The following is a 13,092-nucleotide window of genomic DNA, read 5'->3' on the forward strand; positions in this document are numbered from 1 at the left end:
TATGGAAGAAACTGAAAAAAAACGTTATAGTAAAGAAGAGCTTGATGAATTCAAAACCATCATTGAAGAGAAACTTGAAACAGCAAGAAAAGACCTTGATATGTTAAGAGAAGCTATTATCGGTTCAAGTGATAATGACACTGCCGATACATCGCCTACCTTCAAGGTTTTGGAAGAAGGACAATCGGTTCTTTCAAAAGAAGAAAACGGAAGATTGGCTCTCAGACAACAAAAGTTCATAGAATCATTAGAGATGGCTTTGATAAGAATTGAAAACGGCACTTACGGAATTTGTCGTGAAACCGGAAAACTAATTTCCAAAGATAGATTAAGAAGCGTTCCTCACGCTACATTAAGTATTGAAGCCAAAAAAAGTCAAGGGTCAAAATAAGTTGATGAAAAAATCTATTTTAATAGTATTTCTGGTCGTTTTAGCCGATCAAATATTAAAAATATGGGTAAAGCTTAATATGCGTCTGGGTCAATCAATAAATATTATTGGCGACCGTATTCAGCTTTACTTTATAGAAAATGAAGGCATGGCGTTCGGCATGCAATTCGGAGGGGACTGGGGTAAGCTCATCTTAACATTGGTACGTATTGTTGCGGTGATACTTCTTTTTGTTTTGGTTTATAAACTCACAAAAAACAATAAGATAAAAATAGGATTAATAATTTCATTATCATTAATTATAGCCGGTGCTATGGGAAATATTTTCGATAGTGTTTTTTACGGAGTTTTGTTTAGTGAAAGTACTCCTTTTCAAGCAGCAACTTTCTTACCTGACGGTGGCGGTTATGCTTCTTTAATGCACGGAAAAGTTGTAGATATGTTTTATTGTCCCATATTACGGGGTACCTATCCACAGTGGTTTCCGTTTGTCGGAGGTGATAATTTTATATTTTTCCGTCCTATATTCAACATTGCCGATTCTGCAATAACTATCGGATGCATTTGGTTGTTTATCGGTTATAGAAGATTCTTTCCTAGAAACGAAGAAGAATAGAATAGGATACAATATTTTTCTGAATTAAAATATTTAATTGATTTTAAATAACATTATACGGATTCGTTATTCATTTAGATCAATCAACTCACCATATTGTTGAATAAACTATTAACAACATGGAAATACTAATTCATAAAACTTCTCTTGTTAAACTAATCCGGAGAATCCCATAAAAGCCATTGCAAGCAATCCTGCCGTAACTAAGGCTATAGGTGTGCCTTTCATTCCTTCGGGAACTTCAGACTTATCAAGCTGTTCTCTGATACCGGCAAAAATTACAAGTGCTAAGGCAAAACCTATTGCAGTTGCTGCTGCATAAGTTACACCGAGCCCCAAAGTATATTCTTTTTGAACGGTTAAAAGTGCAACACCAAGTACGGCGCAATTAGTTGTAATTAAAGGAAGAAAGATTCCGAGTGCCTGATATAAAGCCGGAGCAACTTTCTTTAAAACGATTTCTACCATTTGAACCAAAGCGGCAATAACAAGAATAAAACTCAAAGTTTGTAGAAAAGCATCCAAGCCATAAGGTTTTAATACATAAGTATTGATAACCCATGTAACAATGGTAGCTAAAGTCATTACGAAAAGTACCGCCATGCCCATGCCCAAAGCAGTTTCAACTTTGCGGGAAACTCCTATAAACGGGCAAATTCCTAAAAACTGTGCTAAAACAACGTTATTAACGAAGATTGCAGCTATTATTATAATTATATATTCCATAATATTTTACAATTACTTTTTAACCAATTTATTTGTTAATGCCATCAAAAAGCCAAGACAAATGAAAGCTCCCGGAGCCAATACGAATAATAAAGCACCGTCACCGGCCGCAAATTTCCATCCGAAGATTGACATCGAACCTAAGATTTCTCTTATCGAACCTAAAACAACAAGTGCGAGAGTAAATCCGAGTCCCATTCCCAAACCGTCAAACGCAGATGAAAGAACATTGTTCTTTGATGCAAATGCTTCGGCACGGCCAAGAACTATACAGTTTACAACAATAAGAGGAATAAATAATCCGAGTTGTGAGTGTAAATCAGGAATATATGCCTTCATCATTAAATCAACCACAGTAACGAAAGTTGCAATAACAACAATGTACGCCGGAATTCTAATATTATCGGCAATCAGATTTTTCAATAATGAAATAAAAATGTTAGACATAAGTAAGACAAATGTGGTTGCAAGTCCCATTCCCAAACCATTAATTGCCGAAGTAGTTACCGCTAAAGAAGGACACATTCCAAGCACAAGTACAAGCAATGGATTTTCCTTTAATAAACCTTTAGTAAAATTATTCCATTGATTCATCATCACCTCCTTCTTCATTTGTTTGTTTATTTGTCATAAATGTGTCATAAGCAAGTTGAACAGCTCTACTATACGCCCTTGACGAAATTGTTGCTGCCGTAATTGCATCCAACTCTCCTCCGTCTTTTTTAACTTTGATATTAACTTCGGAAGGATTAATTCCATCAAATTGTTGTGTAAAATTAGATTTATTTCTTTCCAATTTATCTCCTAAACCCGGAGTTTCTGCTTGTTCCAAAGGTAAACTTTTAATAATATTTCCGTCATTATTAAAACCTACCAATACCGTAATTAATCCGTTGAAACCGCCTTTATCATAAGATTTTACTGCAGTTCCGATAAGATTGCCTTCATTATCAAACACATTATAAAATGTTAAAGAATCAATAACCGAACCGTCTCCTGCATGTTGTACAGCTTTATATTCCTTAAATGAATCTACACCCGGAACAACTTCGCCTATTGCCGTATTAAGTTTTTGAATTTGAGCTCTTTCAACCGGCTCTTTAGTTATTGTATAAACATAAGCGAGCAACAACGATGTTACCGCTGCAATCAATCCTAATACTAAAACCATATTAGGTAATGTAGATTTTAATTTAGCCACGTTTAACCTCCTTTCCGAATCTTTTTGGTTTGAATCCTTTATTAATTAAAGGAACAAACGCATTCATTATCAATATTGCAAAAGATACACCTTCGGGATAAGAGCCAAAAGAGCGTATTAAAATTGTAATCAATCCGCAACCGAAGCCGAACAGCAACATTCCTTTCGGTGTCATCGGTGAAGTAACCATGTCCGTAGCCATGAATACGGCTCCAAGCATCAAACCGCCGGTTAAGATATGGAAGAAAGGGTCTGCAAAACGCATCGGATCCACTAACCACAAAATTCCTGCAAAAATGAATGATGTTAGAATGAACGAAACCGGAATATGCCAAGTGATGATTTTTCTCCATAACAGAAAAATCCCGCCTAATAATATTGCCAAAGCTGATATTTCACCAATGGAACCACCCATAAAACCCATTACATAATCAACATAATTACTACTATGTATAGCCTCTGTTCCGCTACCTTGTAAAATTCCCAACGGAGTTGGTCCTGTAACTGCGTCAACAATTGTTTGGTCTAAATTTTTAAATCCATTAAAAAGTAACATTCTTGAGGAATCAAAAGGTTTTGGCCAAAGTGTCATCTGAACCGGAAAGGAAATCAACAAGAAAACTCTTCCTACTAATGCAGGGTTGAAAATATTATTTCCCAATCCGCCGAAAGCCATCTTTGCGATTGCAATAGCGACAAAAGAACCTATAATTATCATATACCACGGCAAAGAACTCGGAACATTCAAGGCCAATAATATTCCCGTCAGTACGGCAGAATAATCTTTGATTGTAGGCGTTGCTTTTAAAAATAATTTCTGAATAAACCATTCGAAAAACACGCATGAAAGAATAGAAATTAAAAGCACTTTTACTGCTCCCAAACCGAAACAATAAATTGCTACTAAAACTGTAGGTAATAATGCCAGACACACGTATTTCATTATTTTTTCAACAGACTGGTCTCCATGAACATGTGGCGACCCTGATACTTTTAACAAACTCATAATATATTATTTAGCTCTGTTTCTAATAATTTGACCAACTTTTCTCTTTCCTACTCTAAGGTAGTCTAATAATGGACGATAAGATGGGCATGTAAATTGACAACACCCGCATTCCATACAATCCATGACATTTGCTTTTTCAACTTCATCCCAAGCTTCGTTTTTAACCAAGATTGCAATTAAATACGGTTCTAATCCCATCGGACAAGCTTCGACACATTTAGCACATCTGATACAATTCCGCACTATTCCTCTATGGCTTTCCGATTCATCCATAAGCAATAATCCTGATGTTCCTTTAGTTACAGGAATCTCAGTAGATATTACGGCTTTACCCATCATCGGCCCGCCGGAAATAATCTTTCCGACAGTTTTTAAATCAATCTCAACCTTATTTAACAGTTCAATAATCGGAGTACCTATACGAACCAAGAAATTAGAGGGCTTACCGACAGTTTTTCCGGTAACAGTAACAACTCTTTCGAACAGTGGCTTATTCTTTTGTACAGCTTCGTAAGTAGCAAAAGTGGATCCGGAATTATTTACAACGCAACCAATATCTATGGGAAGTTTTCCGGAAGGAACTTCTCTATTGAGAATAGCTTTTATCAATTGTTTTTCAGCACCTTGAGGATACTTCATTTTGAGCGGAACTATTTCAATGCCCGGATACTCCACAGCCAATTTAGAAAGCAATTCTATTGCATCTTTTTTATTATTTTCGATACCGATATATGCTTTATCTACTTTCAAAGCTTTTTTCAGGATTTGTGTTCCGATTAAAAGTTCGTGCGGTCTTTCAAGCATAAGCCGATGATCAGATGTAAGATACGGCTCACATTCAACTGCATTGATAATAAGACTATCCGCTTTCTTGCCTTCGGGAATCATAAATTTGACATGTGTAGGGAAGGCCGCGCCTCCAAGTCCCACAACTCCCATTTCCTTAATCTTCTGAACAATTTCCTCGGGACTTAATTTAATGTCTCGAATAAGTTCGGGAGTCCTATCTATAGTTTCGTTCCATTCATCACCCTCAACTTTGATAATGATATGAGGGACTTTGTAGCCTGAAGTATCAATCCATTCATCAATTTTTTCCACTGTTCCCGATACGGAAGAATGAATATTTGCAGAGATAAAAGCTTCTGCTTTTGCAATTAAATCTCCCGTTTTAACTTTATCGCCTTTAGCAACAATGGGTACAGCGGGTACTCCAAGATGTTGTGATACAGAAATGTAAACTTTTTCAGGTAAGGGAAAGACTTCAATCGCCGCTTGGCTTGATAATTTATTCTCTTCGGGATGAATACCTCCCATTTTAAATGTTTTCAAAATATATAATTTTAAATTAACACAATCAATCTTAACGAATCTAATCTTGTATATCAGAAGTGTTTTCTTTTTCCTCTGAGTCTTTTATCTTTACTTTTTCAATAATTACTTCGGAAAGAACATCATCTTTAATGACGTCAATGGTTTCTGTTTTTACTTCTTCAACGATTTTTTTAGGTGGGAAATTAACGGAAGCTATAGCTCCTGTAGGACATTCGGCAATGCATTTTGTACACAATTTACATTTAACAAAATCAATATAAGCCAAATTATCTTCAACTTTTATCGCATCAAACTTACAAACTTTCACACATTTCATACATCCTATACAAGCAACATCGCAATTCTTTTTAGCAACGCCGCCCTTTTCTTTATTTATACAAGACACATAAATTCTGCGGTTTTTAGGACCTTTATTACGAATCTCAATAATATTTCTCGGACAATTTTTCACACAGACACCACAACTGGTACAATTTTCTTCTGAAACAACCGGCAAACCTGTAGTTTCATCAATATAAATAGCATCGAATTTACAACTTGCGACACAATCGCCATATCCGAGACATCCGTATTTACAACCGCTTTCACCGGCACTCAAAGAGTTTGCAAAAGAGCAAGATGAAATTCCTTCGTAAGTAACTTTCGGGCGGGCTTTATCGCGTGAGCCGGCACAACGAACAACAGCTATTTTGGGTTCATTCTTTTCGGCAACCAATCCGAGAATTGAAGCAATTTTATCCATAGCTTCGCTTCCGGCACCAGGACAGCTAAATCCTGTCATATCACCCTTTTCTATCATTGCTTCAACCAGAGCTTTACAGCCTGTAAATCCGCAACCGCCGCAATTAGCTCCTGGAAGAAGATCTAAGATAACAGGGATACGATCATCTTCCTTTACATAAAACTTTTTAGCGGCAAAATACAAAATAATGGCAGAAATAACACCAATCAGCGTCAAAACTACCACAGAAATAATCAGAATAGAATTCACAATTAAGTTTTATTTAGTTTATATTTCAATTAACACGTCGCAAAGGTATTAATTTTATTCTTTTTTAAGATTTTTTTAACAGATTTTTTTTCAACAAGGAAAGGAAGTGGAAGAGCTCAGAGTTATTATAATGATTTTCAATCTCAAAGTTGGAAAATTTTAAATCATCAAAATTATTGAATTAACATAAGATAGATTTAAAAATTTATCTTCGATATTTTCTATTAAGGTTACATTATTGCAAAGAGTTTTATCGACATTCAAATAGTTAAAATTCTCCCTTCACTTTAAATGGCAATATCGACATTGCTAAATTACGCTTGCTCGGTTTATTATTTTCACCCAAATTATATCGCTCCGGCTTCAATACGCAGTACTATATCCTCAATATCCGCATCAGCTCCTTCCGGATCATATTCTGTTTTAAGATTAAATCCCCAGATACGGGCAAATGCCTGATAAAAAAACGCTGAAAATCCGCCGCGAAAATCTTTTAAAACTTGATAAGTGCTACGTTGACACTCTCTATCTACCAGCTTAATTAAAATTGCTCCCTGCTTTATTGTAAAATTCTTTAAAGTACTACCATATTCCGTCCAGAGTTCTTCTTCAATAATATCGAAATATTTATCGCGTTCTTTTTTTGTTTCCAAAGTATCAAGGATCGGAGCATATAATTTTAACTTCTCCCCGGCCAGCTTCGCGTAAGGATATACCTTTTTGACATTGTGCATCAGTCTTGTGTATTGAACATATTCACGATTGGTTTTGAAAACTTTCTCAGGATAAATAGTTACACCGGGCAAAGTAATTTGGATTAATGTGTCGTTATCTTTAACTTCGGCTTTTACAATTATCAGACTATCATTATTTTGAGCAGAAATAAGCCGACAAGACATCAAAAGGAATAATATTAAAATGATTTTCTTCATGTGAAAACAAGCTTAATTCATTTATATAAATTATTTTATTCACACTTAACCGCTCGGATTATTTGTATTCACTTAGGCAGCAAATTTTCTGATGGTTACAGACTTATCCTTTAAGCCAAAATCATGCCAAATTAATTTGAGAATTTATGTGCATTAATTCTCATTAATTTATCCTTTGTATATTCTTTTGTAATTTTAAGTTTTTTAACATTTTTGTTTGAAGGAAGTTCAAACATGGCATCATTGAGCAAAGTTTCAACTAAAGAACGTAATCCACGGGCTCCAATCTTCAGTTCCTGAGCAGTTTCCACAATTATGTCCAAAGCTTCATCATCAAAAGTCAAGGTAATTCCATCTAACTTGAACAGCTCGATAAACTGTTTTATAATCGCATTTTTTGGCTCAGTAAGAATACTTCTCAAAGCAGCCGCATCCAAATCATTCAGATAAGTAATAACCGGTAGTCTTCCGACAATCTCAGGAATTAGTCCGTAGGCTTTAAGGTCCTGATGAGAAATATATTGTAATAAATTTTCTCTATCAATAGGAACATCTTTCGAAGTTTTATATCCTACAACATTATGTCTTAAACGTGCGGCAATTCTTTTTTCAATACCGTCGAAAGCGCCTCCGGCAATAAAAAGAATATTTTTTGTATTGACTTGAATAAACTTTTGCTCCGGATGCTTACGACCGCCTTGGGGAGGAACGTTAACCACTGTTCCTTCAAGCAGTTTCAACAAAGCCTGTTGAACGCCTTCACCGGATACATCCCTCGTGATCGACGGATTATCACTTTTTCTTGCGATTTTATCTATTTCATCAATAAAAACAATTCCCTTTTCAGCGGCTTCAACGTTATAATCGGCAACTTGCAATAATCTCGTAAGAATATTTTCAACATCTTCACCTACATAACCTGCTTCGGTAAGAACAGTAGCATCGGCAATACAAAACGGGACATTTAATAATTTGGCAATAGTCTGTGCCATAAGAGTTTTTCCCGTTCCGGTAGGACCGACAATAATAACGTTAGATTTATCGATTTCGATATCAGGATCTTTTCCGTTTTGTATTCTTTTAAAATGATTGTAAACAGCAACCGAAATCGTTTTCTTAGCGGAATCCTGCCCTATAACATAAGAATCTAAAAATTCCTTTATTTCCAAAGGTTTATAAAGCTTCAACTTATTATCATCGTGCTTTTTAGTCTTTTCATCAAGAATGTATTCCTCAAGGATGTTATAGCCGTTTTCAATACAGTCGTTACAAATAAACGCCTTATTTCCTGCAAAGAGCATTTCAACATCGTCACGCGATCTACCGCAAAACGAACATTTATCCATCTTATTTCGACTGTTTAATCAAAACTTCATCAATCATTCCATATTTTTTAGCTTCGGCGGCAGACATCCAATAATCTCTGTCGGAATCTTGCCAAATCTTTTCATAAGTTTGCCCGGAATGTTGTGCAATAATTCTGTAAAGTTCTTCCTTAACCTTTGCAATCTCGCGAGCTTCAATCTCAATATCCGAAGCTTGTCCGCTAACGCCACCCATCGGTTGATGAATTAAAATGCGTGAATGCGGCAGAGCCGTTCTTTTTCCGGTTTCTCCGGCGCACAACAATACCGCACCCATTGACGCAGCCATTCCCGTACAAATAGTATGTACCTCGGAATTAATATATTGCATTGTGTCGTAAATACCAAGGCCGGCATAAACAGAACCGCCGGGAGTATTTAGATAAATAGATATCGGACTTTTTGTATCAACAGACTCCAGGAAAAGGAGTTGCGCCTGAATTATATTCGCGGCATAATCATCAATCGGTACGCCAAGGAAAATAATTCTGTCCACCATCAATCTCGAAAAAACATCCATCTGAGCAACATTCAACTGACGTTCTTCAATAATCGTCGGTGATATATAATTCATTGATGTTGCAGTATAACTGTCTAATGTGTTACTATTTATCCCTTTTGAATAAATTGCATATTTACGAAATTCGTCTTTCATTTTTTTATTTTCCATACATCAATTCAATAAAATCTTTATATAAAATATTTTTCACTTCAACAGTTACTTTCTCTTTAAGTAATCTTACGATATTTTGCTCCATCAGATGATCGTATATACTACGAATTTGTTCTGCATTTTCATTATTAGACATGAATTTATCAACAAATTCATTTGCTCTTTCTTCAACCTCAGGAAGTCCGGCAGCTTTACCCATAAAAAGTTCCATAAGATGATTCCTCACATCTTCTCTTGTAACTTTTAATTCGTATTTCTTTTCGAGAAGTGCTTCAATTACTTGCCATCTTAATCCTTTTTCATATTTAGGATATTGAATTTCAAGCTCCTCAGGACTTACTTTATTTTCAGATGAAGTATTTGTTGCAAGAATCCATCTTTTCATAAAATCGTCATTCAGTGAGAACTTAAATTTTTCAACAATAACATCAATAGCATCTTGCATAAATTTTCTTTGAGTTTCAGAAGAAAGGGAAATTTTCGCATCCGTTCTGATTCTATCTTCAAATTCTGCAACAGAGTGAATATCATCTTGTGGGAAAACTTGTTTGAATAGTTCTTCATTTAATTCCGCAGGCTCACGACGAGTGATTTTTTCAACAGTATAATTGAATTCGGATTTAAGATCTTTTGCTATTTCTTTGTCTATATTAAGCATTGCCGCAACTTCGGTTTCGTTTTTGTAAGCTTTCATCGGATTGAAAACTATAACATCACCGACTTTCGCGCCGATTAATTTTTTCTGTATTGTTTTTCCGGTAACCATATCAATAGCAACGGTTGCCGAATGAGTAATTCCGTTTTCAAGAATATTTCCATCCTGACTCAGCTGAACAAAAGTACCGTAAAGATAATCATTGAGTTCCGATTTTTCCGGTTCAATTGTTTTACCCAATCTGGTTTGAGTATCCGTAATATATTTTTGAACAACTTCTTCTTCAATTTCAATATCGTATTCAGGTATTACAATTGATTTATCAAGTTCAACATCAATTTCCGGTGCAAGAGCTATTTCGAAATAAAACTCAAAATGTTCTTCACTATCGAGGTCAATTTCTTTCTGGCGTGTCATATCAGGCAAAGGAGAACCTAAAATTTTAATTTTAGGTTCTTCGATATAATTATACAAAGATTCCGAAACCAGTTTATCAACTTCATCAGCGATAATTCTTCCGCCTACCATTTTCTTCACTAAAGACATCGGTACTTTTCCCGGACGAAAACCTGGATGATTGTAATTTTTTTGATAATCTTTAAGTTTATGTTCTACAGCTTTTTCGTAATCGGCTTTTTCAATTTCGATCTTAATAATTTCTGTCAGATCGTTTGTTTTTTCTCTACTAATATTCATGGAATTGATTTAATATATAAAAAGTTTGCAAAGATAGGAATTTTTTAAGAATATAGAAAGCGTTTTGATGTTATGAAATGATAATATGATAATGAAAACTTGAAACGAATATTAAATAATCGGATCTAAAGGATTAATGATTGCTTATTATTGAGCTTAAATTCTTCTTTGATATTTTCATTAACACATTTATACCTTAATTATTTCTGACCAAATCAATAAAAATCTCTTCGAGTTTGCCACTGTGTCTCGACATAGACAGCACTGTATAATTATTTTTAATAGCGTAATTGAATATCTTTTCGCGCAAATCTTCATCTGTATCAAGACGCATCAGAATTTTTATTGAATCTTTATTATCTTCAAGTATTTCCACTTTATTTCCATAACCGAATCCTTCAAATAATTTAGCAGGACAAGGTTTTTTAATTTCAATTTCCATAATGGATTTACTTTGCATTGCCATTACATTACCGGTACTATCATTGGCAATTATCTTTCCCTTGTTAATTATTATAACTCTATCACAGATTGCTTCAACCTCCTGCATTATATGAGTTGATAAAATTACAGTCTTGTCTTCTCCCAGTTTTTTAATTAACTCTCTTATTTCTGTAAGCTGATTAGGATCCAATCCTGTTGTAGGTTCATCTAAAATAAGGACTTCGGGATTATGTATCAGGGCTTGTGCCAATCCTACTCTTTGCCGGTAACCTTTAGATAGTTGTCGTATTACTTTTTTACGTTCCAACGTTAATCCCGTTAATTCAATTACTTCCTCTATTCTTTCTTTTTTATTTTTGATATGAAAAACATTCGAAATAAAATTCAGATATTCAGAAATATACATATCAACATAAAGCGGATTACTTTCTTGTAAATATCCTATGCTTTTTTTAACATTTAGCGGATTCTCAAAAATATCATAACCGCAAATTTCGGCTGTTCCTTCTGTAGGTGCAAGATAACAACTGATAATTTTCATCAAAGTAGATTTTCCGGCTCCGTTAGGGCCAAGTAATCCGACTACTTCTCCTTTATTAATCTCAATACTTACATTATCCAAAGCTTTTTGCTCACCGTAAAGTTTTGTAATATTTTTGATGATTACCGACATAATTTTCTTTATGAATTTTGAAGGTTCAAAGATATAAAAAATATTGTAATGAAACAGAAGTCCGGATTTCGAGATTTGTATTCTTCGAATTCGTCAACAAAAAGAACTAACTAAAAATATTGATTACAGAAACACTCTTGGTTTTTATATCAATAATTTTTGAATTAATCCTAAAAATTAACTACATAATATTTCAAATTATCAAATCTTCAAATTATTCTTATTTTTGCATAAAATTTTGCATTAATCGATGATAAACAAAACTGACTATATAAATATAGGTAAACTAAAAAAAAGGTTCGGTAAAAACGGAGAGTTTATTCTCGGGTTAAATTCGAATATTAACATTGAAGAACTTCCCGACAATAATATTTTATTTCTTGAAGTTAATTCTGCCGAGCTTTTGCCTGTATTCATTGAAGATTATTCTGAGAAACCGCCTGATGATTTCCGGATAAAATTTGAATTTCCTTTTGAAAATATTAGTATGAATTATTATCTCGGCAAGTCTGTTTTTGTTAAAAAAAGTTTCTTTTCCGAAGATGAATTGCAAATAACAAATTTTGATTTAATAGGTTGGAGCGTTTATCTTTCAAATGAAAAAATAATAGCTAAGATTTACAAGGTGCTCGATACTAAAATGCAGACATTAATTGTAGTCTATATTAACAATAAAGAAGTAATGATCCCTCTTCATAATGATTTTATTGAAAGTATTGATATTCAAAAAAATATTATTACTTTAAATATTCCTGCCGGCTTGATAGATTTGAATTGATAATACTAAAAAACCGATAAAATAATATATATAAAACACAATTTTTACACTTATAAATTATACGATTTCCGGTTTATTTATCATCTAACTTTTTTTGTTTTCGAGAACAAATATTCATATAGTCAACTATTTAAATAAAATATTTATTTTTTTCAGAAAAAACTTCATTTATTTAAAAAAATATTCCGATATTTGCAATTCAATTTAAAAACGAAAAAATTAAATAAAAATGTCAAGAGTTTGTCAACTTACCGGAAAAAGAATGATGAGCGGTAATAACGTTTCTCACTCAAATGTAAAAACCAGAAGAAGATTTTATCCAAATCTTCAAACTAAGAAGTTTTACATTCCTGAGGAAGATAGTTGGGTAGTATTAAAAGTTTCTACTTCAGCTATGAGAACTATAGATAAAAAAGGTATATCAGCTGTTCTTAAAGACGCTGAAAAGAAAGGTTTAATCTACTTTGTAGATTAATCTAAAGTGTGTGTGTTGTAATAATTGATTTTGGAAAGCTGTCTTAAAAAAGACAGCTTTCTTTTTTTATAGTTTTAAGTTCTATATATTGAAATTCATTCGGATCGAAAAAAAATTTCAACGTAACAATAAC

General features: G+C 33.9%; 15 protein-coding genes. 4 read left to right on the forward strand and 11 right to left on the reverse strand.

Features of this window, described 5'->3' with window-relative positions:
• Window position 1 precedes the first annotated feature (1 nt).
• Complete coding sequence (locus LBP67_00455) at window positions 2-391, forward strand: TraR/DksA C4-type zinc finger protein (protein MDR2083457.1); 390 nt, start codon at window positions 2-4, stop codon at window positions 389-391.
• Between the two features lie 4 nt (window positions 392-395).
• A complete protein-coding gene (locus LBP67_00460) occupies window positions 396-1,007 on the forward strand; it encodes a lipoprotein signal peptidase (protein ID MDR2083458.1) in 612 nt (203 codons plus the stop codon).
• 150 nt (window positions 1,008-1,157) lie between these two features.
• Here the strand turns inward: LBP67_00460 and rsxA are convergent, their stop codons facing one another.
• The 11 genes from rsxA to gldA all read right to left on the reverse strand — a co-directional run bounded on the left by rsxA (window position 1,158) and on the right by gldA (window position 11,706).
• Window positions 1,158-1,733, reverse strand: a complete 576-nt coding sequence (rsxA, locus tag LBP67_00465) for an electron transport complex subunit RsxA (protein ID MDR2083459.1) — start codon at window positions 1,731-1,733, stop codon at window positions 1,158-1,160.
• Window positions 1,734-1,745: 12 nt separating this feature from the next.
• Window positions 1,746-2,327 carry an electron transport complex subunit E gene (locus LBP67_00470; GenBank protein MDR2083460.1) on the reverse strand — a complete coding sequence of 194 codons (582 nt, stop codon included), beginning with the start codon at window positions 2,325-2,327 and terminating at the stop codon, window positions 1,746-1,748.
• A complete protein-coding gene (locus LBP67_00475) occupies window positions 2,311-2,934 on the reverse strand; it encodes an RnfABCDGE type electron transport complex subunit G (protein MDR2083461.1) in 624 nt (207 codons plus the stop codon). The genes LBP67_00470 and LBP67_00475 overlap by 17 nt, the downstream gene beginning before the upstream one ends.
• Entirely contained in the window at window positions 2,927-3,943 is a 1,017-nt protein-coding gene (locus tag LBP67_00480) for an RnfABCDGE type electron transport complex subunit D (protein ID MDR2083462.1), read from the reverse strand. The genes LBP67_00475 and LBP67_00480 overlap by 8 nt, the downstream gene beginning before the upstream one ends.
• 3 nt (window positions 3,944-3,946) lie before the next feature.
• On the reverse strand, window positions 3,947-5,278 hold the full coding sequence (gene rsxC / locus LBP67_00485; GenBank protein MDR2083463.1) for an electron transport complex subunit RsxC: 1,332 nt from the start codon (window positions 5,276-5,278) through the stop codon (window positions 3,947-3,949).
• Between the two features lie 37 nt (window positions 5,279-5,315).
• Complete coding sequence (locus tag LBP67_00490) at window positions 5,316-6,269, reverse strand: RnfABCDGE type electron transport complex subunit B (GenBank protein MDR2083464.1); 954 nt, start codon at window positions 6,267-6,269, stop codon at window positions 5,316-5,318.
• A 347-nt stretch (window positions 6,270-6,616) separates the two neighbouring features.
• Entirely contained in the window at window positions 6,617-7,201 is a 585-nt protein-coding gene (locus LBP67_00495; protein ID MDR2083465.1) for a DUF4294 domain-containing protein, read from the reverse strand.
• A gap of 131 nt (window positions 7,202-7,332) precedes the next feature.
• A complete protein-coding gene (gene clpX / locus LBP67_00500) occupies window positions 7,333-8,547 on the reverse strand; it encodes an ATP-dependent Clp protease ATP-binding subunit ClpX (protein ID MDR2083466.1) in 1,215 nt (404 codons plus the stop codon).
• A 1-nt stretch (window position 8,548) separates the two neighbouring features.
• A complete protein-coding gene (gene clpP, locus LBP67_00505) occupies window positions 8,549-9,220 on the reverse strand; it encodes an ATP-dependent Clp endopeptidase proteolytic subunit ClpP (GenBank protein MDR2083467.1) in 672 nt (223 codons plus the stop codon).
• Between the two features lie 4 nt (window positions 9,221-9,224).
• Entirely contained in the window at window positions 9,225-10,589 is a 1,365-nt protein-coding gene (tig, locus tag LBP67_00510; GenBank protein MDR2083468.1) for a trigger factor, read from the reverse strand.
• Window positions 10,590-10,785: 196 nt separating this feature from the next.
• Window positions 10,786-11,706 (reverse strand): gliding motility-associated ABC transporter ATP-binding subunit GldA, encoded by a 921-nt coding sequence (gldA, locus tag LBP67_00515; protein MDR2083469.1) that lies wholly within the window; start codon window positions 11,704-11,706, stop codon window positions 10,786-10,788.
• A 250-nt stretch (window positions 11,707-11,956) separates the two neighbouring features.
• Here gldA and LBP67_00520 point away from each other — a divergent pair, with 250 nt between their 5' ends.
• Together LBP67_00520 and rpmB are read left to right on the forward strand one after the other, a co-directional pair.
• Window positions 11,957-12,484 (forward strand): PRC-barrel domain-containing protein, encoded by a 528-nt coding sequence (locus tag LBP67_00520; GenBank protein ID MDR2083470.1) that lies wholly within the window; start codon window positions 11,957-11,959, stop codon window positions 12,482-12,484.
• 229 nt (window positions 12,485-12,713) lie between these two features.
• The gene (rpmB, locus tag LBP67_00525; protein ID MDR2083471.1) at window positions 12,714-12,959 is read left to right on the forward strand and encodes a 50S ribosomal protein L28; all 246 of its coding nucleotides are present in this window, start codon (window positions 12,714-12,716) and stop codon (window positions 12,957-12,959) included.
• Window positions 12,960-13,092 lie beyond the last annotated feature (133 nt).

The sequence above is a fragment of the Bacteroidales bacterium genome (genome assembly GCA_031276035.1).
GTDB lineage: Bacteria > Bacteroidota > Bacteroidia > Bacteroidales > BM520 > RGIG7150.

Coding starts and splice junctions, on each gene's coding strand:
- LBP67_00470 (MDR2083460.1), bottom strand. CDS start 2,327: ATGAATCAATGGAATAATTTTACTAAAGGTTTATTAAAGGAAAATCCA.
- LBP67_00460 (MDR2083458.1), top strand. CDS start 396: ATGAAAAAATCTATTTTAATAGTATTTCTGGTCGTTTTAGCCGATCAA.
- clpP (MDR2083467.1), bottom strand. CDS start 9,220: ATGAAAGACGAATTTCGTAAATATGCAATTTATTCAAAAGGGATAAAT.
- LBP67_00520 (MDR2083470.1), top strand. CDS start 11,957: ATGATAAACAAAACTGACTATATAAATATAGGTAAACTAAAAAAAAGG.
- tig (MDR2083468.1), bottom strand. CDS start 10,589: ATGAATATTAGTAGAGAAAAAACAAACGATCTGACAGAAATTATTAAG.
- LBP67_00455 (MDR2083457.1), top strand. CDS start 2: ATGGAAGAAACTGAAAAAAAACGTTATAGTAAAGAAGAGCTTGATGAA.
- clpX (MDR2083466.1), bottom strand. CDS start 8,547: ATGGATAAATGTTCGTTTTGCGGTAGATCGCGTGACGATGTTGAAATG.
- gldA (MDR2083469.1), bottom strand. CDS start 11,706: ATGTCGGTAATCATCAAAAATATTACAAAACTTTACGGTGAGCAAAAA.
- rpmB (MDR2083471.1), top strand. CDS start 12,714: ATGTCAAGAGTTTGTCAACTTACCGGAAAAAGAATGATGAGCGGTAAT.
- rsxA (MDR2083459.1), bottom strand. CDS start 1,733: ATGGAATATATAATTATAATAATAGCTGCAATCTTCGTTAATAACGTT.
- LBP67_00495 (MDR2083465.1), bottom strand. CDS start 7,201: ATGAAGAAAATCATTTTAATATTATTCCTTTTGATGTCTTGTCGGCTT.